The sequence below is a fragment of the Streptomyces sp. NPDC101151 genome, from assembly GCF_044768335.1.
Taxonomy (GTDB): domain Bacteria; phylum Actinomycetota; class Actinomycetes; order Streptomycetales; family Streptomycetaceae; genus Streptomyces.
The window spans coordinates 25,486-46,054 of record NZ_JBIWPP010000018.1 but is presented as its reverse complement, the minus strand read 5'-3'; the positions used below and the strand labels follow the sequence as shown (position 1 = coordinate 46,054).

18 protein-coding genes and 2 pseudogenes are annotated in these 20,569 nt (G+C 70.7%); 5 read left to right on the top strand and 15 right to left on the bottom strand.

The window, feature by feature from the left end; genetic code table 11:
- Nucleotides 1-10: 10 nt before the first annotated feature.
- The 4 genes from ACIRU3_RS28590 to ACIRU3_RS28575 all read right to left on the bottom strand — a co-directional run bounded on the left by ACIRU3_RS28590 (nucleotide 11) and on the right by ACIRU3_RS28575 (nucleotide 4,236).
- Nucleotides 11-1,294, bottom strand: a complete 1,284-nt coding sequence (locus tag ACIRU3_RS28590; RefSeq protein WP_404061904.1) for an aspartate aminotransferase family protein — start codon at nucleotides 1,292-1,294, stop codon at nucleotides 11-13.
- On the bottom strand, nucleotides 1,291-2,133 hold the full coding sequence (locus ACIRU3_RS28585) for a nitrilase-related carbon-nitrogen hydrolase (protein ID WP_404061901.1): 843 nt from the start codon (nucleotides 2,131-2,133) through the stop codon (nucleotides 1,291-1,293). Before ACIRU3_RS28585 ends, ACIRU3_RS28590 begins: the two co-directional genes overlap by 4 nt.
- Nucleotides 2,134-2,291: 158 nt before the next feature.
- A complete protein-coding gene (locus ACIRU3_RS28580) occupies nucleotides 2,292-3,836 on the bottom strand; it encodes a hypothetical protein (RefSeq protein WP_404061898.1) in 1,545 nt (514 codons plus the stop codon).
- A gap of 148 nt (nucleotides 3,837-3,984) precedes the next feature.
- Nucleotides 3,985-4,236: a helix-turn-helix domain-containing protein gene (locus ACIRU3_RS28575; RefSeq protein ID WP_404061895.1), complete on the bottom strand. Its 252-nt coding sequence runs from the start codon at nucleotides 4,234-4,236 to the stop codon at nucleotides 3,985-3,987.
- A gap of 64 nt (nucleotides 4,237-4,300) precedes the next feature.
- Here ACIRU3_RS28575 and map point away from each other — a divergent pair, with 64 nt between their 5' ends.
- Complete coding sequence (gene map / locus ACIRU3_RS28570; RefSeq protein WP_404061892.1) at nucleotides 4,301-5,077, top strand: type I methionyl aminopeptidase; 777 nt, start codon at nucleotides 4,301-4,303, stop codon at nucleotides 5,075-5,077.
- Nucleotides 5,078-5,200: 123 nt separating this feature from the next.
- Nucleotides 5,201-7,741 carry an ATP-dependent Clp protease ATP-binding subunit gene (locus tag ACIRU3_RS28565; protein WP_404061889.1) on the top strand — a complete coding sequence of 847 codons (2,541 nt, stop codon included), beginning with the start codon at nucleotides 5,201-5,203 and terminating at the stop codon, nucleotides 7,739-7,741.
- A 38-nt stretch (nucleotides 7,742-7,779) separates the two neighbouring features.
- On the opposite strand, the gene ggt is transcribed toward ACIRU3_RS28565, so the two are convergent.
- Entirely contained in the window at nucleotides 7,780-9,579 is a 1,800-nt protein-coding gene (ggt, locus tag ACIRU3_RS28560; RefSeq protein WP_404061886.1) for a gamma-glutamyltransferase, read from the bottom strand.
- A gap of 142 nt (nucleotides 9,580-9,721) precedes the next feature.
- Between ggt and ACIRU3_RS28555 the strand changes: the two genes are divergently transcribed.
- Both ACIRU3_RS28555 and ACIRU3_RS28550 read left to right on the top strand, forming a co-directional pair.
- Nucleotides 9,722-10,465, top strand: a complete 744-nt coding sequence (locus ACIRU3_RS28555; protein WP_404061884.1) for a hypothetical protein — start codon at nucleotides 9,722-9,724, stop codon at nucleotides 10,463-10,465.
- Nucleotides 10,466-10,565: 100 nt separating this feature from the next.
- Nucleotides 10,566-12,131, top strand: a complete 1,566-nt coding sequence (locus ACIRU3_RS28550; RefSeq protein ID WP_404061881.1) for an alpha/beta fold hydrolase — start codon at nucleotides 10,566-10,568, stop codon at nucleotides 12,129-12,131.
- Between the two features lie 47 nt (nucleotides 12,132-12,178).
- On the opposite strand, the gene ACIRU3_RS28545 is transcribed toward ACIRU3_RS28550, so the two are convergent.
- From ACIRU3_RS28545 to ACIRU3_RS28505, 9 genes are all read right to left on the bottom strand, one after another.
- Nucleotides 12,179-13,057: an amino acid ABC transporter permease gene (locus ACIRU3_RS28545; protein ID WP_404061878.1), complete on the bottom strand. Its 879-nt coding sequence runs from the start codon at nucleotides 13,055-13,057 to the stop codon at nucleotides 12,179-12,181.
- Nucleotides 13,054-13,698: an amino acid ABC transporter permease gene (locus tag ACIRU3_RS28540; RefSeq protein ID WP_404061875.1), complete on the bottom strand. Its 645-nt coding sequence runs from the start codon at nucleotides 13,696-13,698 to the stop codon at nucleotides 13,054-13,056. The genes ACIRU3_RS28545 and ACIRU3_RS28540 overlap by 4 nt, the downstream gene beginning before the upstream one ends.
- An 11-nt stretch (nucleotides 13,699-13,709) precedes the next feature.
- Nucleotides 13,710-14,630 carry a glutamate ABC transporter substrate-binding protein gene (locus ACIRU3_RS28535; RefSeq protein ID WP_404061873.1) on the bottom strand — a complete coding sequence of 307 codons (921 nt, stop codon included), beginning with the start codon at nucleotides 14,628-14,630 and terminating at the stop codon, nucleotides 13,710-13,712.
- Nucleotides 14,631-14,647: 17 nt separating this feature from the next.
- Nucleotides 14,648-15,391, bottom strand: coding sequence for an amino acid ABC transporter ATP-binding protein (locus tag ACIRU3_RS28530; RefSeq protein ID WP_404061871.1), 744 nt, complete (start codon nucleotides 15,389-15,391; stop codon nucleotides 14,648-14,650).
- Nucleotides 15,392-15,518: 127 nt separating this feature from the next.
- Nucleotides 15,519-15,938 carry a DUF6278 family protein gene (locus ACIRU3_RS28525; protein ID WP_404061869.1) on the bottom strand — a complete coding sequence of 140 codons (420 nt, stop codon included), beginning with the start codon at nucleotides 15,936-15,938 and terminating at the stop codon, nucleotides 15,519-15,521.
- Nucleotides 15,939-15,953: 15 nt separating this feature from the next.
- Complete coding sequence (locus ACIRU3_RS28520; RefSeq protein WP_404061866.1) at nucleotides 15,954-16,733, bottom strand: exodeoxyribonuclease III; 780 nt, start codon at nucleotides 16,731-16,733, stop codon at nucleotides 15,954-15,956.
- 41 nt (nucleotides 16,734-16,774) lie between these two features.
- Entirely contained in the window at nucleotides 16,775-17,410 is a 636-nt protein-coding gene (locus tag ACIRU3_RS28515) for an MBL fold metallo-hydrolase (protein WP_404061863.1), read from the bottom strand.
- Between the two features lie 35 nt (nucleotides 17,411-17,445).
- Complete coding sequence (pcaC, locus tag ACIRU3_RS28510) at nucleotides 17,446-18,735, bottom strand: 4-carboxymuconolactone decarboxylase (protein WP_404061861.1); 1,290 nt, start codon at nucleotides 18,733-18,735, stop codon at nucleotides 17,446-17,448.
- A 242-nt stretch (nucleotides 18,736-18,977) separates the two neighbouring features.
- Nucleotides 18,978-19,466 (bottom strand): GNAT family N-acetyltransferase, encoded by a 489-nt coding sequence (locus tag ACIRU3_RS28505; protein WP_404061858.1) that lies wholly within the window; start codon nucleotides 19,464-19,466, stop codon nucleotides 18,978-18,980.
- A gap of 239 nt (nucleotides 19,467-19,705) precedes the next feature.
- Between ACIRU3_RS28505 and ACIRU3_RS28500 the strand changes: the two are divergent.
- Nucleotides 19,706-20,023 (top strand): annotated as a pseudogene (locus ACIRU3_RS28500) (DNA cytosine methyltransferase); the annotation flags it as partial.
- 400 nt (nucleotides 20,024-20,423) lie between these two features.
- Here ACIRU3_RS28500 and ACIRU3_RS28495 read toward each other — a convergent pair.
- A pseudogene (locus ACIRU3_RS28495) lies at nucleotides 20,424-20,558 on the bottom strand (3-oxoadipate enol-lactone hydrolase); the annotation flags it as partial.
- Between the last annotated feature and the right edge of the window lie 11 nt (nucleotides 20,559-20,569).

Genomic DNA, 20,569 nt, shown 5'->3' with positions numbered 1-20,569 from the left:
CACCCGTTCTCTAGTACGTGCCCCTCAGCGCGCGTTCGAGGATCGCCGCGCCCTCCTCGGCCTCCGCGACGGTCAGCGACAGCGGCGGAGCGATGCGCAGGGCGCTGGTGTTGTGGCCGCCGCCCTTGCCGATCAGCAGTCCGCCCTCGCGGGCCGTCTCCAGGACGGCGGAGGCCGCCTGCGGATCGGCGTCGTCGGTCCCCGGCTTGACCAGCTCGACGCCGATCATCAGCCCGCGGCCCCGCACCTCCCGCACCCCGGGCAGCTGGGCGGCGACGGACCGCAGCCGCTCGATGAGCAGTCCGCCGACGCGGCGGGCGTTGCCCTGGAGGTCGTGTTCGACCAGGTAGCCGAGGTTGGCGAGACCGGCCGCCATGGTGATCTGGGTGCCGCCGAACGTCGAAATGCTGTTGGCGTCCAGGCAGTTCATGATGTCCGCGCGGGCGATCACCCCGCCGATGGACGTGCCGTTGCCGATGCCCTTGGCGAAGGTGATGATGTCCGGCGGGCCGCTGCTCGCGTGCGCCTGCCAGCCCCAGAAGTGCTCGCCGGTGCGGCCCCAGCCGGTCTGCACCTCGTCGGCGATCCACAGGATCCCGTGCTCCTGCAGCACGTCACGGAAGGCCGCGTACAGGCCGTCCGGCGGGGAGGTGAAGCCGCCGACGCCCTGAATGGGTTCGGCGATCAGCGCGGCCGGCGGGCGGGTGTGCCCGAGGATGTCCTTCAGATCCGCCACGCACGCGTCGATGAACGCGCGGTCGTCCAGCTCGGCGAACGGGCCTCGGCTGCGGACGCCACCATGGACGTACAGGGTCTGCAGCGGGGACAGCGAGGTCGGGGACCAGCCGCGGTTGCCGGTGATGCCGACCGTGCTGAAGGAGCGGCCGTGGTAGCTGTTGCGCATGGCCAGCACCGTGTTGCTGCGCCGGTGGGTGGTGGCGAGCAGCAGGGCTGTGTCGTTGGCCTCGGTGCCGGAGGTGGTGAAGAAGACCCGGGCGTCCGGGATGCCGCTCAACTGGGCGATGCGCTCGGCCAGTTCGACCATCGGACGGTTGAGGTAGAGGGTCGAGGAGTGGATGATCCGGCCGGCCTGCTCGCTGACCGCCTTGGTCACCTCGGGCAGGGCGTGCGCGGTCATGGTGGTGAGGATGCCGCCGAAGAAGTCCAGGTAGCGGTTGCCGGCCGAGTCCCAGACGTGGCGGCCCTCGCCGTGCGTGATCTCCAGCGGGTCGTCGTAGTAGAGGGCGAGCCAGTCGGGCAGGACGTTGCGGTGACGGGAGTAGAGGTCGTTCATGGCTGCACCAGTCCTTCGTAGGCGTCGGGGCGGCGGTCACGGTAGAAGGCCCACTGCTGCCGTACCTCCTCGATGAGGTCGAAGTCCAGGTCCCGGACGAGGAGTTCCTCGTCCTTGTCACTGGCGACGTCGCCGACGAACTGCCCGCGCGGGTTGACGAAGTAGCTCGTGCCGTAGAAGTCGTTGTCGCCGTACTCCTCCTGGCCCACCCGGTTGATGGCGGCGACGAAGTACTCGTTGGCGACGGCCGCTGCGGGCTGCTCGAGCTGCCACAGGTACGAGGACAGGCCACGGTGGGTGGCGGAGGGGTTGTAGATCAACTGCGCGCCGTTCAGTCCCAGTTGCCGCCAGCCCTCCGGGAAGTGCCGGTCGTAGCAGATGTAGACGCCGACCTTGCCGACGGCTGTGTCGAAGACCGGCCAGCCCAGGTTGCCGGGTTTGAAGTAGTACTTCTCCCAGAAGCCCTTGACCTGCGGGATGTGGTGCTTGCGGTACTTGCCGAGGTAGGTGCCGTCGGCGTCGATCACGGCGGCGGTGTTGTAATAGAAGCCGGACTGCTCGATCTCGAAGACCGGTACGACGATCACCATGCCGGTCTCGCGGGCGAGGTCCTGCATCCGGCGCACGGTCGGCCCGTCGGGCACCGGCTCGGCCCACCGGTAGTGCTCCGGCTCCTGGACCTGACAGAAGTAGGGGGCGTTGAAGACCTCCTGGAACCCGATGATCCGCGCGCCCCTGCGGGCCGCCTCGCGGGCGTGCTCCTCGTGTTTCGCCACCATGGACCCGGTGTCGCCGGTCCAGGTGGCCTGAACCAGTGCGGCACGTACGACGTTGGCCATGAGCTGCTCCTTCGACGCGACGTCCGAGCCTCTACGCCCGTAGAAACGGCCCGTAGAGGGACGAAAGTAAGCCTCACGGAGGTCCTTGCCAAGACCATCGTCGTTAACCCGCGGAGTCGATCCCGTTTCGCACTCCTTAGGGTGACCGCGGGGCACCGTCAGGCGGTGAACCCGGCGACCCGGAGGGCATGCACCAGGTCCCAGTGGCGCTCCTCCGAGACGCCGCGGGCGGCTTCCAGCAGGAGCGGGACGAGGCGGCGCGGGTCGGCGGCGACGCTGCGGGCGGCCTCCTCGGGGGTGCGGACACGGACGTAGGCGTCCAGCAGGGCCCGCACCTCACGTGCCCGCCCCTCCGCGTCCAGCCGCCGTACGGCGGCGCCTATCTCCTCGGCCGGCCGGGCCACTCCCTGCCGCAGCATCTGCTCCCCGTCCGCGGCTCTCCCGGCCGCCTCCAGCGCATCGGCGGCGGCGACCAGCCGCTCGGCGGGCAGCGAGGCGGCCTCCCACAGCAGCGTGGCCCAGTCCGCGCCCAGCCCGGCGCGCTGCAGCCCGTCCGCGAGCAGCGGGAAGCGGGCGGCCGGCCAGTGCGTGATCTCGACCAGCAGCACATGCGCCTCACCCGTGCGCCCTTCCGCCCGCAGCCGCACCAGCCGCTCGACGGCCCCGGCGACTGCCGCCCCGGCCTCGGAGTCCACCGCCTCAACGGCCTCCCGCACCGGACCGCCGGTCTCCGCCGCCCCGGCGAACCGGGCTCCACGCGGGGTGCGCCGTCCACCGGACGCATCCGGTACGGCCGTGGCGGAACTCTGCGGTACGACGACGGGGGCGGCCTCCTCCTCGGCCATCCCGGCGAACCGGGCGCTCCCGCGGCGACGCTTGCGGGGCTTCCCGGGGGCGGGCGCCTCCGGGGCGGGTGGCGGGGGGACCTCGCGGACGGGAGCTGCGGTGGGGAGCACGGCGGACCGAGAGCCCGCCGGCTGCGCGGCGGGCCGTGCCGAGCGGGCCGCGGAGCCAGGATCCGGCACGCCGGGGCGCGAGGCCGGATCCGTCGCCGACCCCGTCCGACGGGCCGCGGGAGCGCCGGGCTGCGCCACCGGCCGGTCCGGCGCCGGCGCCCGTGACCCGTCAGGGTCCGGTTCACCCCCGTCTCTCCCGCCCCCGGCGACCGGCGCATCCAGGATCGGCGCCGCGACCGCTCTCCGGTCCAACTCCGTCACCCGGTCGCGGAGTTCGGTGCAACGGGCGGTGGCCCGTTCGTGGTCGTCGCGGGCCCAGGCGATGTCCAGGCGGAGGACGTCCGCCTCCTGGTGGGAAGTCGCCGCGGTGAACAGGCGGCTCAGTTCGGCGTGGCGTTCGGCGGCGTAGCGCTGTTCGCGGAGCATCACGTCGAGGCGGTCGCCGAGGGCGTCCCGTGCACCCGGCAGGGCGTCGTACGCCGAGACCGCGGCCCCGTACAGGGTGCGGGCCCGTTCCCGCTCTGCCACCGCCGCCGGGGGTCCGTAGGCCGCGGCGAGGTCCTGCAGCAGCGCCTCCACCACGTCCCAGGGCGGCATCTCATACCCGTCGAGGCAGGCCCGCATGCCCTCCGGGTCGCGGTGCCAGAAGACCCCGCACCAGCCGCCCCCCTGGTCCAGGCGCCCCAGAAGGCCGTCCAGGTAGTTCGCGAACTCCCGTACCCGACCAGGGAGTTGATCCACAGCCATGCTCGGCTCCCGCCCGACTGACAGCACTCCGGTCGGTAGGCAACACCAGTTGTGTTACCGGCTTGCTACGCACAGTTTTCAGGGAGTGGGCGGGCGGCTCATCCCGCGACCCCGGCGTGTGCGCGGACCGGCCGGCCCGAGGCGTGCCTCAGGCCTCCACCAGCGCACATCGCGTCACCAGCTCGTCCATGGACAGCCCGAGCACCCCGGCCAGCGCGGCCACCGTGAAAAAGGCCGGCGTCGGCGCCCGCCCGGTCTCGATCTTGCGGAGGGTCTCGGCGGAGACGCCCGCCTCGGCGGCGACCTCGGCCATGCTCCGGCCGCCGCGCGCCTCGCGCAGCAACCGCCCGAGGCGTTCGCCGCGTTCGCGTTCTTCCGGAGTGAGAGGGGTGCGCACCATGACACCCATTCTAATACCGCCCACGGTCGTTCACACCCATTCAAATACCGGTATAGTAATTGGCATGGTGGAGCTGAAGACGAACACGTCGATCGATGCGATGCACGCTGCGGGCCAGGTCGTCGGGCGGGCCCTGACGGCCGTACGGCAGGCCGCTGACGTCGGCGTCTCCCTGCTGGAGCTGGACGAGGTGGCCCGGGAGGTGCTGCGCGAGGCCGGCGCGGCCTCGCCGTTCCTCGGCTACCGCCCCTCCTTCGCCCCGACCCCTTTCCCCGCGGTCATCTGCGCGTCGGTCAACGACGCGATCGTGCACGGCATCCCCACCCGGCGGCGCCTTCGCGACGGCGACCTGGTCTCCGTCGACTGCGGCGCCGGCCTGGACGGCTGGGTGGGCGACTCGGCGATCAGCTTCGTCGTCGGCCGCCCGCGCCCGGCGGACCTGCGCCTGATCGACGCCGCCGAGCGCGCCCTGGCCGCCGGTATCGCGGCGGCGGTGGTCGGCAACCGCATCGGGGACATCTCCCACGCCGTCGGCCGGGTCTGCCGTGCGGGCGGCTACGGCATCCCGGCCGGCTTCGGCGGTCACGGGGTGGGCCGCCGTATGCACGAGGATCCGGATGTCCCCAACGAGGGCCGCCCCGGCCGTGGCCTGCCCCTGCGCCACGGCATGGTCCTGGCCATCGAGCCGATGCTGATCGCGAGCGGCAAGGACACGTACCACGAGGCGGACGACGGCTGGACCCTTCGCACGAACGACGGGTCTCGGGCGGCACACACCGAGCACACGGTGGCGATCACGGAAGACGGCCCCCGGATCCTCACGGCGAGAGAAATCCCCTGAGGACGGCGGGGCGGCGCCTTCCCGCACATGCCCTTCGCAGGAGCACGTGTCATCGTGGCATGAGAGGCCGATGACCGGGCTACCCGGCCGCTCCGCATGTCATCAGCGAAGGAACGGAACGCCATGACCAACGGCTACCCTCCTGACCCCTTCGGTGAATTCCTGGGCCGCTACTTCGGCGGCGCACCCGGCGGGCCCCCCGGCCCCCGCCACATCGACATCGGCCGCCTGCTCAGCCAGCCGGCCCGGGAGATGGTGAGAGGGGCCGCCCAGTACGCCGCCGAGCACGGCAGCCGGAACCTGGACACGCAGCACCTGCTGCGGGCGGCCCTGTCCGCCGAGCCCACGCGGTCGCTGCTGAGCAGGGCCGGCACGGACCCCGACTCGCTCGCGACGGAGATCGACGACCGCGCGGGCCCGGTCCAGCACCCTCCGGGCGAGGTGCCGCCGCCGACCTCGCTGTCGCTCACCCCGGCCGTCAAGCGGGCCCTGCTGGACGCGCACGACCTGGCGCGGTCGAGCGGCGCCGGCTACATCGGCCCGGAGCACGTGCTCAGCGCGCTGGCCGCGAACCCGGACTCGGCGGCCGGGCACATCCTGAACGCGGCCCATTTCTCGGCGGGCACCCTGCCGCCCGAGGCCCCGGAGACCACCCAGACGCGCACCGAGCGCCAGCGGCCCACCTCCACACCGACGCTCGACAAGTACGGCCGCGATCTGACCGAGCTGGCCCGGCAGGGCCGGGTCGACCCGGTCATCGGCCGCGACCAGGAGATCGAGCAGACCATCGAGGTGCTGTCCCGCCGCGGCAAGAACAACCCCGTGCTGATCGGCGACGCGGGGGTCGGCAAGACCGCGATCGTCGAGGGGCTCGCGCAGCGGATCGACGACGGGGACGTGCCGGACGTGCTGGCCGGGCGGCGGGTGGTCGCCCTGGACCTGACCGGGGTCGTCGCGGGCACCCGCTACCGGGGCGACTTCGAGGAGCGCCTGAACACCATCGTGGAGGAGATCCGCGCCCACTCCGACCGGCTGATCGTCTTCATCGACGAGCTGCACACCGTCGTGGGCGCCGGTTCGGGCGGCGAGGGCGGTGCGATGGACGCGGGCAACATCCTCAAGCCCGCACTGGCCCGGGGCGAGCTGCACATCGTGGGCGCGACCACGCTGGAGGAGTTCCGGCGGATCGAGAAGGACGCGGCGCTGGCCCGCAGGTTCCAGCCGATCCTGGTGCCCGAACCGACGGTCGAGGACACGATCGAGATCCTGCGCGGGCTGCGCGACCGGTACGAGGCGCACCACCAGATCCGCTACACCGACGAGGCGCTGGTGGCCGCGGTCGAGCTGTCGGACCGCTATCTCACCGACCGGCGCCTGCCCGACAAGGCGATCGACCTGATCGACCAGGCCGGTGCCCGGGTGCGCCTCGGCTCCCGGACGAAGGGCACGGACGTGCGCACGATGGAGCGCGAGGTCGAGCAGCTCGTCCGGGACAAGGACCAGGCGGTCGCCGACGAGCAGTACGAGCAGGCCACCCAGCTGCGCGACCGGATCGGCGGGCTGAAGCAGCGGATCGCGGAGGCCGCCGGGGACGACCAGGCCGACGAGGGGCTGAGCCTGGAGGTGACGGCGGAGGCCATCGCCGAGGTGGTGTCACGGCAGACCGGCATCCCGGTGAGCCGGCTGACCCAGGAGGAGAAGGAGCGGCTGCTCGGCCTGGAACAGCACCTGCACCGGCGGGTGGTCGGCCAGGAGGAGGCCGTGAGCGTGGTGGCCGAGGCCGTGCTGCGCTCCCGCGCCGGGCTTTCGAGCCCGGACCGGCCGATCGGCAGCTTCCTCTTCCTCGGCCCGACCGGCGTCGGCAAGACCGAGCTGGCCCGCGCGCTCGCCGATGTCCTGTTCGGCAGCGAGGACCGCATGGTCCGCCTCGACATGAGCGAGTACCAGGAGCGGCACACGGTCTCCCGGCTGGTCGGCGCACCGCCCGGGTACGTGGGCCACGAGGAGGCGGGGCAGCTCACCGAGGTGGTGCGCAGGTACCCGTACTCGCTGCTCCTGCTGGACGAGGTGGAGAAGGCGCACCCGGACGTCTTCAACATCCTGCTGCAGGTCCTCGACGACGGCCGGCTCACCGACTCCCAGGGCCGCACGGTGGACTTCACCAACACCGTCATCGTGATGACCAGCAACCTCGGCTCCGACGTGATCACCCGGCGCGGTGCCGGGATCGGCTTCGGGCCCGGCGGCGCGGACGCCGACGAGGAGGCGCGGCGCGAGCAGATCCTGCGGCCGCTGCGCGAGCACTTCCGGCCCGAGTTCCTCAACCGCATCGACGAGATCGTCGTCTTCCGGCAGCTCACCGGCGAGCAGCTGCGGCAGATCACCGACCTGCTGCTGGAGCACACTCGCCGGCTGCTGGACGGGCAGGGCGTCACGGTCGCGTTCACCGACGCGGCCATCGACTGGCTGGCCGAGCGCGGCTACCAGCCCGAGTACGGCGCCCGCCCGCTGCGCCGCACCATCCAGCGGGAGGTCGACAACCAGCTGTCCCGGCTGCTGCTGGACGGCACGATCGCCTCGGGCGGCCGGGTCCGGGTGGACGTGCGGGACGGGCGGCTCGACTTCCGCACGGAGGAAGCGGCGCCGCCCGTCCCGGAGACGTAGGGCTACGGCAACCGGCCGTGCGTCGTGGGGATACGGCGCTACGGCGCCGGGTCCACCACCATCGCCGAACCGCCGCCGCGTCGTACCTTCTCGGCGGCGGCCAGCCACTTGCCGTCAGGCAGTCGCTGGACGCCGGTCGCCGCGCCGATCTCGGGGTTGAGCGAGAAGGAGTGGCCGATGGCCTCCAGCTTCCCCCTCAAGTCGCTGTTGTAGAGGGCGGGCTCCAGCTCCGTCCTGGCCGCGTTGCGCTGGCTGGCGCGCGGTGCGGCGATGGCGTCGACCAGCGGCTGATGCCGGTCGAGGAACCCGGTCAGGGTCTGCAGCACGGTGGTGATGATGGTCGCGCCGCCGGGCGAACCGAGCGCCACCACCGGCCTGTTGTGCCGGTCGAGGACGATGGTCGGCGAGATGGAGGAGCGCGGCCGCTTGCCCGGGCCCGGCAGGTTCGGGTCGTGCACGGCCGGGTTGGCCGGGGTGAAGGAGAAATCGGTCAGCTCGTTGTTGAGCAGGAAGCCGCGGCCGGGGACGGTGATGCCGCTGCCGCCGGTCTGCTCGATGGTGAGCGTGTAGGCGACGACGTTGCCCCACTTGTCGGCGACGGTCAGATGAGTGGTGTTCTCACCTTCGTACGTCGTCGGAGCCGCCGTGCCCCGGGTGGTGCAGGCGGCCGGGTGGCGTGGGTCGCCGGGCGCGAGCGGGCTGCTGAGGACCGCGTCGTCCGTGATCAGACAGGCGCGCGAGTCGGCGTACTTCTGCGACAGCAGTTCCTTCGTCGGTACGTTCTCGAAGGCGGGGTCGCCGACCCAGCGCCCGCGGTCGGCGAAGGCGATGCGGCTCGCCTCGATGTAGTGGTGCAGGTACTGCACCTCGCTCGCCTTGGAGAGGTCGGTCCCCTCAAGGATGTTGAGCGCCTCGCCGACGGTGGTGCCGCCCGAGGAGGAGGGCGCGATGGAGTACACGTTCAGACCGTGGTACGAGGTCCTGGTGGGGTTCTGGAACTTGGCGCCGTAGGCGGCCAGGTCCTTCTCCTCCAGCTTGCCCGGGCGGGCGTTCCAGCCTGAACCGGGGTCCACCGGCGGCTTGTTGACCGTATCGACGATGTCGTCGCCGAGGTCGCCGCGGTAGATCGCGCCGATGCCCTTCCTCGCCAGTTCCGCGTAGGTCCGGGCCAGGTCGGGATTCTTGAACGTGGAGCCGACGACCGGCAGCTGCCCGCCCGGCAGGAACAGCTTGGCGGTGTCGGGGAAGTAGCGGAACCGGGTCTCGTTCGAGGCGGTCTGCGAGCGGAAGGTGTCGTCCACCGTGAAGCCGTCGCGGGCGATCCGCTCGGCCGGCCTGAGGACCGTACCGAGGTTCCTGCTGCCCCACCGGTCCAGCGCCGACTGCCAGGTGGCGGGCGTGCCCGGGGTGCCGACGCCCAGACCGCTGCTGACGGCGTCGGCGAAGGCGAGCGGCTTGCCGTTCTCCATGAACAGGTCGGAGCCGGCGCTCAGCGGTGCCGTCTCGCGGCCGTCGATGGTGTGCACCGTACGGGACTTGGCGTCGTAGTAGACGAAGTAGCCGCCTCCGCCGATGCCGGCCGAGTAGGGCTCGGTGACACCGAGCGCGGCCGCGGTGGCGACGGCCGCGTCGACCGCGTTGCCGCCCCCCTTGAGCACCTCGATGCCGGCGGCTGAGGCGTCCGCGTCGACGCTCGCCACGGCGCCGCCGTAGCCGACGGCCACCGGAACCTTCCTGACCGTCTCGCTCGGTGCGGCGGGCGGCGCCGCCGCTCCCACCGACACCATGGCGGCCGAGACCGCCAGAACCGCCAGTTTCCGCGTGCCAGGACGACCCATCCGAACCTCCCGTCGGAACCGTCCGCGCAGCGTAACCAGATTGCCGTAAGGCCAACAGTACGCCTCGGTCACCTGCCACACGAACGTCACAGATCGAACACGGGTACGTACCCGCTACCCGGGCCCGCTACCATGCGCGGCCATGAACGACGACGTGCGCAACATCGCCCTGGGCGTCATGGCGGCCGGCATCAGTGCCGCGCTGGGCTGGATCGCCCGTACGTATCTGTGGCGCCGCAAACTGCGGCGCAAGCAGACGTTCTTCGGGCTGCCGGACAACTCGGAGTCCTTGCTCGTGGTCAACCACAAAGCGGGCGGACCGGAGCTGGCGGTGATGCGGTACGACGTGTACGCCCTGCTGGAACTCTCCGCGCTGATCAAGGACTGCAAGGCGCACGCCCAGGTTGTCGCGCACGACGCCACCCAGCAGGGCCTCGGCGAGCGGACGGAGTTCTGTGTCGGCGGGCCCTACTCGAACCGCCGGATGGCGGCCCACCTCTCCTCGCTGCTGCCGGGTGCACGGATGAACGTCGAGGCCGACGCCGGTCCGGAGCTCGGCGCCCTACGGATCGGCACGGAGGAGTACCGCATGGAGCGGGGCCGGAGCGAGTACGTACTGCTCGCCCGGCTCATCGCGGACGGACAGCGGGACTCCCGGCCGGTGTTCCTCTTCTGCGGCCAGCGGGCGATCACCAACCAGGCGGCCACCCGCTATCTCGCCCGCCACCACGAGCGGCTGCACCGCAAGTACGGCACCGGGCCCTTCGTCCTGCTGCTGAAGGTGGTCAACTCGCAGGCGTACGGGCCGGACGTGGTCGAGCTGGTGACGGACGTGACGCGGGCGGCACGGACGCCGCTGCCGGAGCCCGAGCCCGCGCAGTCGTAAAAACCTTTACCGGTGCGTAACTTACCGATGGGTTACTTGCGGTAAGGTCTCGCGGTTACCGTCGGGTCACTTTGAACTTGAACGAGTGAGGAGTGACCCCATGGGACATGGTCGCACCACCCTGCGCACCTCTGCCGTCGGAGCCGTGTGCGCGGCGCTGATCGCCGGAACGGTCGTCGCCCTGGCTCCGGCCGCCCAGGCCGCCCCGTCCGTCCGCTTCGTGGACATCAGCGGCGACGGCGGCACCGTACTGAAGGCCAACGTCGTCACGCCCGCGGGCGCCGACGGCTCGCACCGCTACCCACTCGTCGTGCTGCCCACGAGCTGGGGCCTGCCCCAGGTGGAGTACCTCGCCCAGGCGCAGAAGCTCGCCGACGCCGGCTATGTGGTGCTCACCTACAACGTGCGCGGGTTCTGGCAGTCCGGCGGCGAGATAGAAGTGGCCGGTCCGCCGGACATAGCGGACGCCTCCAAGGTCATCGACTGGGCGCTCGCCAACACCCCCGCGGACCCGCACCACATCGGTATGGCGGGCGTCTCCTACGGCGCGGGCATCAGTCTGCTCGCCGCCGCCCACGACAAGCGCATCAAAGCGGTCGCGGCGCTCAGCGGCTGGGCCGACCTGATCGCCTCCATCTACTCGGGCCGCACCCAGCACCTCCAGGCGGGTGCCCTGCTCGACGGCGCGGGCATCCTCACGGGCCGCGAGAGCCCCGAACTCCGGCAGATCTTCGACAACTTCTACGCCTCCGACCTGACCCACGAACAGGAGATGATCGACTGGGGGCGGAAACGTTCCGTCGCGACCTACGTCGACCAGCTGAACAAGAACGGCGCCGCGGTCATGCTCGCCAACGCCTGGGGGGACACGATCTTCCCGGTGAACCAGTACGCCGACTTCTACGAGAAGCTGACCGTCCCGAAGCGGCTTGAGCTGCGCCCCGGCGACCACGCGACCGCCGAGCTGACCGGCCTGTTCGGGCTGCCCAACGATGTGTGGACGGACACCGGGCGCTGGCTCGACCACTACCTCAAGGGCGCCGACAACGGCATCGACCGCGAACAGCCCGTCCAGCTGAAGTCCCGTAGCGCGGGGGGATACGAGGGCTACCCGGACTGGAAGTCGGTCGGCGCGAACCGCCGGAAGATCGAGCTCGCGGGCTCCACCACCATCCACGCGAACGTCGACTCGGGCGCGGACGGCGGGATCGTCTTCCTCTCCAGCATCCTGGACCAGATCGCCCAGCTGCCCCCCGTCGCCTCGATCCCGCTGCTGCCGCGCCGCTGGGCGGCCGTCTGGCAGTCGGAGCGGTACGGCACGGCCCAACGGGTGCGCGGAACGGCCTCGCTGCACACCACGCTCACCCCGACCAAGGAGAGCGGCACCCTCGTCGCCTACCTGTACGACGTGGGGCCGCTCGGCTTCGCCAAGCTGGTCACCAACGCGCCGTACACCTGGCACGACCGGACGCCCGGCAAGCCGTTCGACGTGGACCTGGACCTGTTCTCCACCGCCTACGACGTCCCCGCGGGACACCGCCTCGCGATGGTCGTGGACACGGTCGACCCGCTCTACATCGAGCACAACCCGTCCGGCGCGCAGCTGACCTTCTCCTCGCCGGCGAACGACCCGTCGTACGTGTCCGTCCCCATGCGCGAGCAGTGATCTCCGGCTGCCGCCGGACGAGCCTGGCCCGTGTGAACTGCCGCCCCCTACGGTTTCAGGGCCGTGGGGGGCTCCCCACCCGGCAGCAGCGTCCCAGGTTCGGCCGCGGCGATCGCCACGGCCTCGGTCTTGGGACTGCGCTGCTCACGCCGGGACACCCAGCCGGCGAACCACGAGAGCAGCATGCACATCCCGATGTAGATCGGTGAGATCACCATCACCACAGGGATGAACGGCAAATCGTAGTCGAGGTTCGACGCGATGAGCTTCCCGGCGTGGAGGAACTCCTCGTAGGTGATGAGATAGCCGAGGGAGGTGTCCTTCAGGGCGACCACCAACTGGCTGATGATGGCGGGCAGCATGGCGCGTACGGCCTGCGGTACGAGGACGTGCGCCATGACCTGGGTCTTGCGCATGCCGAGCGCGAACGCGGCCTCGTGCTGGCCGCGTTCGACGGCGTTCACGCCGGAGCGGAACACCTCGGCGAGCACCGAGCCGTTGTAGAGGGTGAGTCCGGCGACGAGCGCGGGCAGCGGCTGCACCTTCAGCGCCACGAAGATGAAGAAGATCATCACCAGCACGGGCATGGCGCGGAAGAACTCCACGACGACCGTGGCCGCCCAGCGCACCGGCCTGTGGTCCGACAGCCGCCCGGTCGCCAGCAGACCGCCGAGGGCGAGCGAGAGGACGGCCGCCATCACGAAGGCCTTGAGCGTGTTGCCGAGGCCCCGCAGGAGCAGTTCCTGGATGCCCTTGTACTCGAACGGCATCCACTTGGTGTACGTGAACTGGCCGGTGTCGAAGAGGAGATACAGGATCCAGGCGAGCAGCGCGAGGAGGACGACCGTGGAGGCGACTCCGTACAGGGCGTGCCGTCGGCGGGTGCCGGGACCCGGGACGTCGTAGAGCGCGGTGGCCTCGGTCATCGGGCGACTCCGTACTTACGCTCCAGCAGATTGAACAGGGCGCTGATGGCGAGCGTGATGATCAGGTAGCCGACGGCGATCCAGACGAAGGTCCAGACGATGTTGTAGCCGAGTTCGTTGATGGTCTTGTAGGTGCCGAGCAGCTCGGTGACGCTGAACGCGCCCGCGATCGCGGAGTTCTTGGCGAGCGCGATGAGGGTGGAGCCGACCGGCGGGATCACGGACCGGAACGCCTGCGGCAGGACGACCAGGGACAGGGTCTGTCCGAAGGACATGCCCAGGCTGCGCGCCGCCTCGCCCTGCCCCCTGGGCACGGTGTTGATGCCGGAGCGCAGCGCCTCGCAGATGAACGCCGAGGTGTAGCAGCCGAGTGCGAGGACCGCGAACACCTGGAAGGGAAGCACGATGCCGAACCGGGGCAGTCCGAGCAGCACCGCGAAGAAGAGCAGGGTCAGCGGGGTGTTGCGCAGGACGGTGACCCAGGCCGTGCCGAAGATCCGCAGGGAGCCGACGGGCGCGACCCGGAAGGAGGCCATCAGGAAACCCAGCGCCAGGGCCAGTAAGGAGGCGTAGACGGTCAGTTCGACCGTGCCGAGGAAGCCTTCCCAGTAGGTCGAGAAGTTGTCTTTCAGTACGTTCATGCCGTCCTCGCTCAGCTCGCCGGGTAGCGGTCGATCGCGGGAGGGGTGGGGGCGGGCACGCCGGACAGGCCGAGCGTCGCCTCGTAGGCCTTCTTCCAGTCGCCGTTCTTCTCGCGTGCCTCCAGTGCGTCGTCGAGGGCGAAGCGCAGGGCGTTGTCACCGTGCGGGACGCCGATGCCGTAGGGCTCCTCGGAGAAGGGCTTGCCGACGACCTTGAGTTCCTTCGGTGCCTTGGCCGCGTAGCCGATGAGGATGGCGTCGTCGGTGGTGACCGCGTCGACCTGGTAGGTGAGCAGGTTGTCGACGCAGACCGAGTAGGTGTCGTAGGCGACCAGGATCGCCTTCGGGTAGTCGGCCTTGATGCGCTGGTACGGCGTCGAACCGGCCGCCGAGCAGACGCGTTTGCCGGCGAGGTCCTGGGGTCCGTGGATGTCGTTCTCGTTCTTGCGGACCAGCAGGGACTGGCCGGCCATGTAGTAGGGGCCGGCGAAGCCGACGAGCTTCTTGCGGTTGGCGTTGATGGTGTAGGTGCCGACGTAGTAGTCGATCTGGCCGTTCTGCAGGGCGGTCTCGCGGTTGGCGGAGGCGATCGTCCTGAAGCGGATGGTCCGGGGCGGGAAGCCGAGGGAGGCGGACATCATCTTGGCGATCTCGATGTCGAACCCGGAGTAGGTGCCGGTCGCCGGGTCCTTCTCGCCCAGGTAGGGCTGGTCCTCCTTGGCGCCGACGACGAAATAGCCGCGCTTCTTCGCGCGGGTCCAGGTCCTGGAGTCCGGCAGGCTGAAGCCCTGCGCCACCTGGTAGACGGGCAGCTTGTCGGTCGCCGGTCCCTTGCCGGGCGGGCTGCCCTCCTTGCCGCAGGCGGCGGCGAGCAGCACGAGGACACCGGAGAGGGCGCAGAGCGCGCGGGGCACACGGGTGGTACGGAACATGGGTCGCGCTCCCCCGGTCAGTGCTTGAGGATCTTGGAGAGGAAGTCCTTGGCGCGATCGCTGCGCGGATTGGTGAAGAACGCCTCCGGGCTGCGGTCCTCGACGATCCGGCCGTCGGCCATGAAGACGACCCGGTTGGCGGCCGAGCGGGCGAAGCCCATCTCGTGCGTGACGACGACCATGGTCATGCCGTCACGGGCCAGTTGCCGCATGACCTCCAGGACCTCGTTGATCATCTCGGGGTCGAGGGCGGAGGTGGGCTCGTCGAACAGCAGGGCCTTGGGTTCCATGGCGAGGGCGCGGGCGATGGCCACGCGCTGCTGCTGGCCGCCGGAGAGCTGCGCCGGGTACTTGTCGGCCTGGTTCAGCAGTCCGACGCGGTCGAGGAGTTCCCGGGAGCGGCGGTCGGCGTCGTCCCTCTTGCGTTTGCGGACCTTGATCTGTGCCAGGGAGACGTTCTGCAGGACCGTCTTGTGGGCGAAGAGATTGAAGGACTGGAAGACCATCCCGACCTCGGCGCGGAGCCGGGCGAGGGCCTTGCCCTCCTCGGGCAGCGGCTGCCCGTCGAGCAGGATCGTCCCGGACTGGACGGTCTCCAGCCGGTTGATCGTCCGGCACAGCGTCGACTTCCCCGACCCCGACGGGCCGATGACCACGACCACCTCCCCTTTGCCGACGGTGAGGTCGATGTCCTGCAGGACATGCAGCTCCCCGTAGTACTTGTTGACGTCACGCAGCTCGATCAACGGATCGACGGCCATCCGCAGCCCTACTCACTCTCAGCTGTGTCGTGATTGCCGCAAACTATCCAGACACAAGTTGAGCCAAGGGACGACACGCACTTTTCGGGCATTAGCCGTATTTACGTCGAATCGGCGCATTGGGCCGTCAGGCCTCGGCGACTTCGGCGTACAGCTGCGACAGCTCGGGGACACCGCTCGTGGCCCAGTCCCGGCCGGGCTCCACGACCTCGACCTCGCGGCCGGAGGCGAGCCGTACGACGGGCTCGCCGTCGGACCTGATCTCCCAGGCGGCACCGGGGACGGTGCGCACGACGACCGTGCCCAGGTACAGCCCCGCGTCGTTGCCCAGCCAGGGCAGGATCTCCGCATCGTCGCGCCAGCGCGGAACCAGCTGGTCCAGCGCCTCCAGGGAAGCCGGGGTGTCGTCGAGGCGGACACCCGCCTGGGCCGCCTGGGAGCGGAGCAGTTCACATTCGGACAGGAGCGCGGCGATCGACTCGGGGTCGGCCGGGAGCGCCGCCTCACCGCTCTTGTGGTGCCTGTGACCCAGGAACGGAATGTTCATGGACCCAGCGTGGCATCACACGTCCAGGTCGACCACCACGGGCGCATGGTCGGACGCGCCCTTGCCCTTGCGCTCCTCGCGGTCGACGTAGGAGTCCTTGACGGCCTTGGCGAACGGCTCGTTGCCGTACACCAGGTCGATGCGCATGCCGCGGTTCTTCGGGAAGCACAGCTGGCGGTAGTCCCAGTACGTGAACGGGTGGTCGTACTTCAGGGGGCGCGGGACGACGTCGGTGAGGCCCGTCTCGCGCAGGGAGGCGAGGGCGGTGCGCTCGGCGGGGGTGACATGGGTCAGGCCCTCGAAGGCGGCCACGTCGTAGACGTCGTCGTCGGTCGGCGCCACGTTGTAGTCCCCCAGCACCGCGAACGGGCGGCTGCCCGAGGCGTCGCCCGCTACGGCGGCCTTCAGGGCCTCGAACCACTGGAGCTTGTAGGCGTAGTGCGGGTGCTCCACCTCGCGGCCGTTGGGTACGTACACCGACCAGACGCGGACCGGGCCGCAGGTCGCCGAGACGGCGCGCGGCTCGGTCACCCCCTCGTAGCCCGGGTCGCCGGGCAGGCCCTTGACGACGTCCTCGAGACCGACGCGGGAGAGCACCGCCACGCCGTTCCACCGGCCGGTCGCGTTGACCGCCGCCTCGTAGCCCAGTTCGCGCAGCTGGTCGAACGGGAACTGCTCCTCGGCGATCTTGGCCTCCTGGAGGCAGAGCACGTCGGTGCCGCTGCTCTCCAGCCAGGCCAGCAGCCTCGGGAGGCGGGCGGTGATCGAGTTCACGTTCCAGGTGGCGATGCGCATGCCTCACAACCTACCTGGCGGGTGTGACAACCGGTCCCGGCTCACAGGTCGGCGGAGGCTCCCGGGGCGAGCCGCAGGTGCTCGGCTGCGGCGAGGGCGCCGAGCTGGCGGTCGTAGATCGGGCGGGCGAGGTCGGTGAGCAGGGCGTCGTGGACGTCGTAGGTGCGCTGCGGCTCGACCTCCCGGACGTACTCGATGACCTCGGCGATCTTGTTCCAGGGGGCCATCACCGGGAGCATCAGCGTCTCCACCGGGCGGTCGGGGACGGTGAGGGCGTCGCCGGGGTGGAAGACCCTGCCGCCGTCGATCAGGTAACCGACGTTGGTGATGCGCGGGATGTCCGGGTGGATCACCGCGTGCAGCTCGCCGTGGACCTGTACGTCGAAGCCGGCGGCGGTGAAGGTGTCGCCGTGGCCGACGGTGTGCACGCGGCCGGGGAAGGCCGCCGTGATCTGCTCCGCGACGGACCTCAGGGTCCAGATCTCGGCGGCCGGGTTCGTCTCCAGGGCGGCCCGCAGCCGGCCCTCGTCGAAGTGGTCCGGGTGCTCGTGCGTGACCAGGACGGCGTCCGCGCCGACCGCCGCGTCCTGCTCGCTGAACCCTCCGGGGTCGATGACGAGGGTCCGGCCGTCCTTCTCCAGGCGGACACAGGCGTGGGACTTCTTGGTGAGCCTCATGTCTCCCCATCCTGCCGCGTACGCCGGCCGGGACCTCACTCGCCGGGCGTGGTTTCCTCATGTATGACCTGCTGGGCCACCTTGAACGCGCTGTTCGCCGCCGGGACACCGCAGTACACGGCCGCCTGCAGCAGCACTTCCCTGATCTCGCCCGGGGTGAGGCCGTTGCGCAGGGCGGCGCGGGTGTGGAAGGCCAGCTCCTCCAGATGGCCGCCGGCGACCAGCGCGGTGAGCGTGACACAGCTGCGGGTACGGCGGTCCAGACCCGGCCGGTCCCAGATCTCGCCCCAGGCGTAGCGGGTGATGAACTCCTGGAAGTCGCCGGAGAACTCGTCGGCCTGGGCCAGCGCCCGGTCCACGTGCGCGTCGCCGAGCACCTCGCGGCGGATCTTCAGCCCGGTCTGGTACCGGTCGGGCGGCCCGAGCGGCTGTGCCGGTACGACGGCGGGGGCGATCTCGGCGACGGGCACGACCTGCGGCGCCGCGGTCAGAGCCGGGTTGACCGGGGCCGCAGGGAGCGCGGTCTGGCCGGTGTCGAAGGGCTGCTGCCAGGCGGTGGAGAAGTGCCGTACCAGCAGATCGGTGACCGCGGCGGGCTGCTCGACCGGCACCAGATGGGAGGCGCCGGGCACGACCGCGAGCCGTGCGTCCGGTATCCCCGCGACCAGGGTGCGGGCCTCGGCCGGGCCGGTGACCTGGTCGTCGGAGCCGACCAGCACCAGGGTCGGCGCCCCGACCCGGGCCAGCTCGGCGCTGACGTCGAAGCCGGCGAGGGCCTCGCAGGAGGCGATGTAGCAGCCCGGGTCGGTGGTGCGCACCATCTGCACGGCCCACTCGGTGATCGCGGGCTGCGCCGAGGCGAACCCGCCGGTGAACCAGCGGTCCGGCGCGGTCCGGGCGATCGGGTCGAGCCCGTTGGTCCGGACGATCACCCCGCGCTGGCGGAACTCGTCGGGGGTGCCGAACCGGGGCGAGGCGGCGACCAGGGCGAGCGAGGCGAGCCGCTCGGGGTGGCGCAGGGCCAGCTCGAGGCCGATCGCTCCGCCCAGCGCGCAGCCGGCGTAGCCGAAGCGCTGCACGCCGAGCGCGTCCAGGGTGACCAGCAGACGGGCCGCCAGTTCGCCGACGGAACCGGTTGGGTGGGCGGGGGCGCCGCCGTGGCCCGGCAGGTCGAACCGGAAGACCCGCCACTGCCTGATCAGCTCCGGGACCTGCCGGTCCCACATGTGCCATGTGGTACCCAGCGAGGGACCCAAGATCAGGACTGGGGCGTCTTCTGGCCCGTCAAAGCGGTATTGCAGGGTGTTCGGTGGTGTCTCGCTCACCCGTCAGACCCTCTCATCTCTGATGACTGCCCTATGACGGGGATGGTAAGGATGTGGGTCGGATCAGGTGGAAGACCTCCCGGGCGGCGTAGCGTTCGAGGCAACGGACGATTTCGCGTCGGGTCCTGCCCTCCACGCCAGGGCAGAGGAGACGGCACACACGGAACGCGCGGCGTCCAGCGGCTCCTGCAAGCCGGCCACCATGCAGGCGACGCCGGTGCCCCGCCAACCGACACAACCCGTCATGCCGAAGGAATGCGAAACTCGAATTCGGGACGGTCCCACGGCACGGCGGGCGGGTTCGCGAACGCGGTCCCGGTCCGCACCGCACCGACGCGGTGGTAGAACTCCTCGGCGGGAAGGTGCGACACGACCTTGAGACGGTCGATCCCGGCGGCACGGGCCTCGGACTGCATGTGCGCGACGAGCAGCCGTCCGATACCCCGTCCTTGCACTTCGTCGGCGACGAACAGCAGGTCGAGCTCCGGTGGAGAGAGGACGAGCGAGTAGAACCCGAGGACCCGGTCTCCGTGCTCGTCGGCGCCGACGGCCACGAAGGCGCGGTGGGCCTCGATGTAATCAGGTCCGACCCGGTAGCCCGCGACCGCGGCTGCGTACTTGCCCTCGTAGGCGCCTGAGCCACGCACGAGCCGCGTGAGCCGTTTGGCATCCCGCGCGACGGCCCTCCGTATCGTGATCGGCTGGCTGATCGGGGAAGTGCGTGAACTCATCGGGAGAGTATTTCGCACCGGGGAGTGCCTCCGTGCGGCGGGTCGGCTGCTCGCGCAGGCGCTCCCGCGCCGCTCCCGGGAACCGCTCGTCCAGGCCCCGACCGGCCACGTCACTGCCACCGAATCGGCCGCCCGCCGGCAGCACTGGACAGCAACCGCTGCGGAGGAGGCGGAGAACGGGGTGGTCGACGGCTGCTCTCCCTGGGCCTGCCGTGGCGAAGCCGAGCCGGTACAGGAGAATTCCGAGCCAGCCTCGTGAGGCGGATCATGACCTGTTCGCCGGCCCCGGCGGCTGGAGCCACGCCCTCGCCGTCCCCGGGGCCCGGGACACCGGCCTGGAGTGGGACAGCTGGGCCCGCAAGACCAGGGCTCGACTCATTCGGCTGACGATCCAGACCGATGTCGCCCGCTGTCCCGTATGGATCTTTTCCAGTCGGATTCCCGGGCTGACCGCCTCCCCGACGTGCCAGGCGTGGTTGATGGCGGACAAGCGTCTAGGCATGGTCGACCAGCCGCTCGTCCACCAGGCAGTCTCCGATCTCGCCGCCGGCCGTGAGGAGGTCCGCCGGTGTACTACGCCGAGCAGACCCTGCCGGGCGCCCTCCTGTCTGAACCGCAGCGCCTCGTAACGTGACCAGCAGCGGCCCAGACGCGTTCTCCACCCCCGGCGCGCGCCGCGGTGTCCGCCGGCATTCGTGCCCTGTCGGCCCCTGATCCGGCCGAGACCACCGATCACGCCGCCGTGTTCGCACGGCGTTCCCGGTCCGCCCCGGGCCCGGCCGAGCGCACCGAACACATCACCTGGCTCGGCAAGGTGCTCACCGCCGCCCGTCAGCAGGCGCGCCGAGACCGACCGCCGCCCACCATCACGCACTCATCAGCGCATACCCCGCCCCGGCACACGCCCTGACCTGCGGTTTCGTGCCCGAGACGGAAGGACTGGGCGCCGATGGACGGCCGTGACGACCTGTGCCGGGTGGTGCCCGGTGCGGGAGCCAAAATCAGGACAGGTGCGACTTCCGGCCCGTCAAAGCGGTATTGCAGGGTGTTGGGGGGTGTCTCACTCGCGCCCTGCACGCTCTCACATCTCAGGATTTCTCACG

What these genes read in the sequence shown, in the direction of transcription:
- ACIRU3_RS28590 (WP_404061904.1), bottom strand. Translation starts at nt 1,294, where the DNA reads ATGAACGACCTCTACTCCCGTCACCGCAACGTCCTGCCCGACTGGCTC.
- ACIRU3_RS28585 (WP_404061901.1), bottom strand. Translation starts at nt 2,133, where the DNA reads ATGGCCAACGTCGTACGTGCCGCACTGGTTCAGGCCACCTGGACCGGC.
- ACIRU3_RS28580 (WP_404061898.1), bottom strand. Translation starts at nt 3,836, where the DNA reads ATGGCTGTGGATCAACTCCCTGGTCGGGTACGGGAGTTCGCGAACTAC.
- ACIRU3_RS28575 (WP_404061895.1), bottom strand. Translation starts at nt 4,236, where the DNA reads ATGGTGCGCACCCCTCTCACTCCGGAAGAACGCGAACGCGGCGAACGC.
- map (WP_404061892.1), top strand. Translation starts at nt 4,301, where the DNA reads ATGGTGGAGCTGAAGACGAACACGTCGATCGATGCGATGCACGCTGCG.
- ACIRU3_RS28565 (WP_404061889.1), top strand. Translation starts at nt 5,201, where the DNA reads ATGACCAACGGCTACCCTCCTGACCCCTTCGGTGAATTCCTGGGCCGC.
- ggt (WP_404061886.1), bottom strand. Translation starts at nt 9,579, where the DNA reads ATGGGTCGTCCTGGCACGCGGAAACTGGCGGTTCTGGCGGTCTCGGCC.
- ACIRU3_RS28555 (WP_404061884.1), top strand. Translation starts at nt 9,722, where the DNA reads ATGAACGACGACGTGCGCAACATCGCCCTGGGCGTCATGGCGGCCGGC.
- ACIRU3_RS28550 (WP_404061881.1), top strand. Translation starts at nt 10,566, where the DNA reads ATGGGACATGGTCGCACCACCCTGCGCACCTCTGCCGTCGGAGCCGTG.
- ACIRU3_RS28545 (WP_404061878.1), bottom strand. Translation starts at nt 13,057, where the DNA reads ATGACCGAGGCCACCGCGCTCTACGACGTCCCGGGTCCCGGCACCCGC.
- ACIRU3_RS28540 (WP_404061875.1), bottom strand. Translation starts at nt 13,698, where the DNA reads ATGAACGTACTGAAAGACAACTTCTCGACCTACTGGGAAGGCTTCCTC.
- ACIRU3_RS28535 (WP_404061873.1), bottom strand. Translation starts at nt 14,630, where the DNA reads ATGTTCCGTACCACCCGTGTGCCCCGCGCGCTCTGCGCCCTCTCCGGT.
- ACIRU3_RS28530 (WP_404061871.1), bottom strand. Translation starts at nt 15,391, where the DNA reads ATGGCCGTCGATCCGTTGATCGAGCTGCGTGACGTCAACAAGTACTAC.
- ACIRU3_RS28525 (WP_404061869.1), bottom strand. Translation starts at nt 15,938, where the DNA reads ATGAACATTCCGTTCCTGGGTCACAGGCACCACAAGAGCGGTGAGGCG.
- ACIRU3_RS28520 (WP_404061866.1), bottom strand. Translation starts at nt 16,733, where the DNA reads ATGCGCATCGCCACCTGGAACGTGAACTCGATCACCGCCCGCCTCCCG.
- ACIRU3_RS28515 (WP_404061863.1), bottom strand. Translation starts at nt 17,410, where the DNA reads ATGAGGCTCACCAAGAAGTCCCACGCCTGTGTCCGCCTGGAGAAGGAC.
- ACIRU3_RS28505 (WP_404061858.1), bottom strand. Translation starts at nt 19,466, where the DNA reads ATGAGTTCACGCACTTCCCCGATCAGCCAGCCGATCACGATACGGAGG.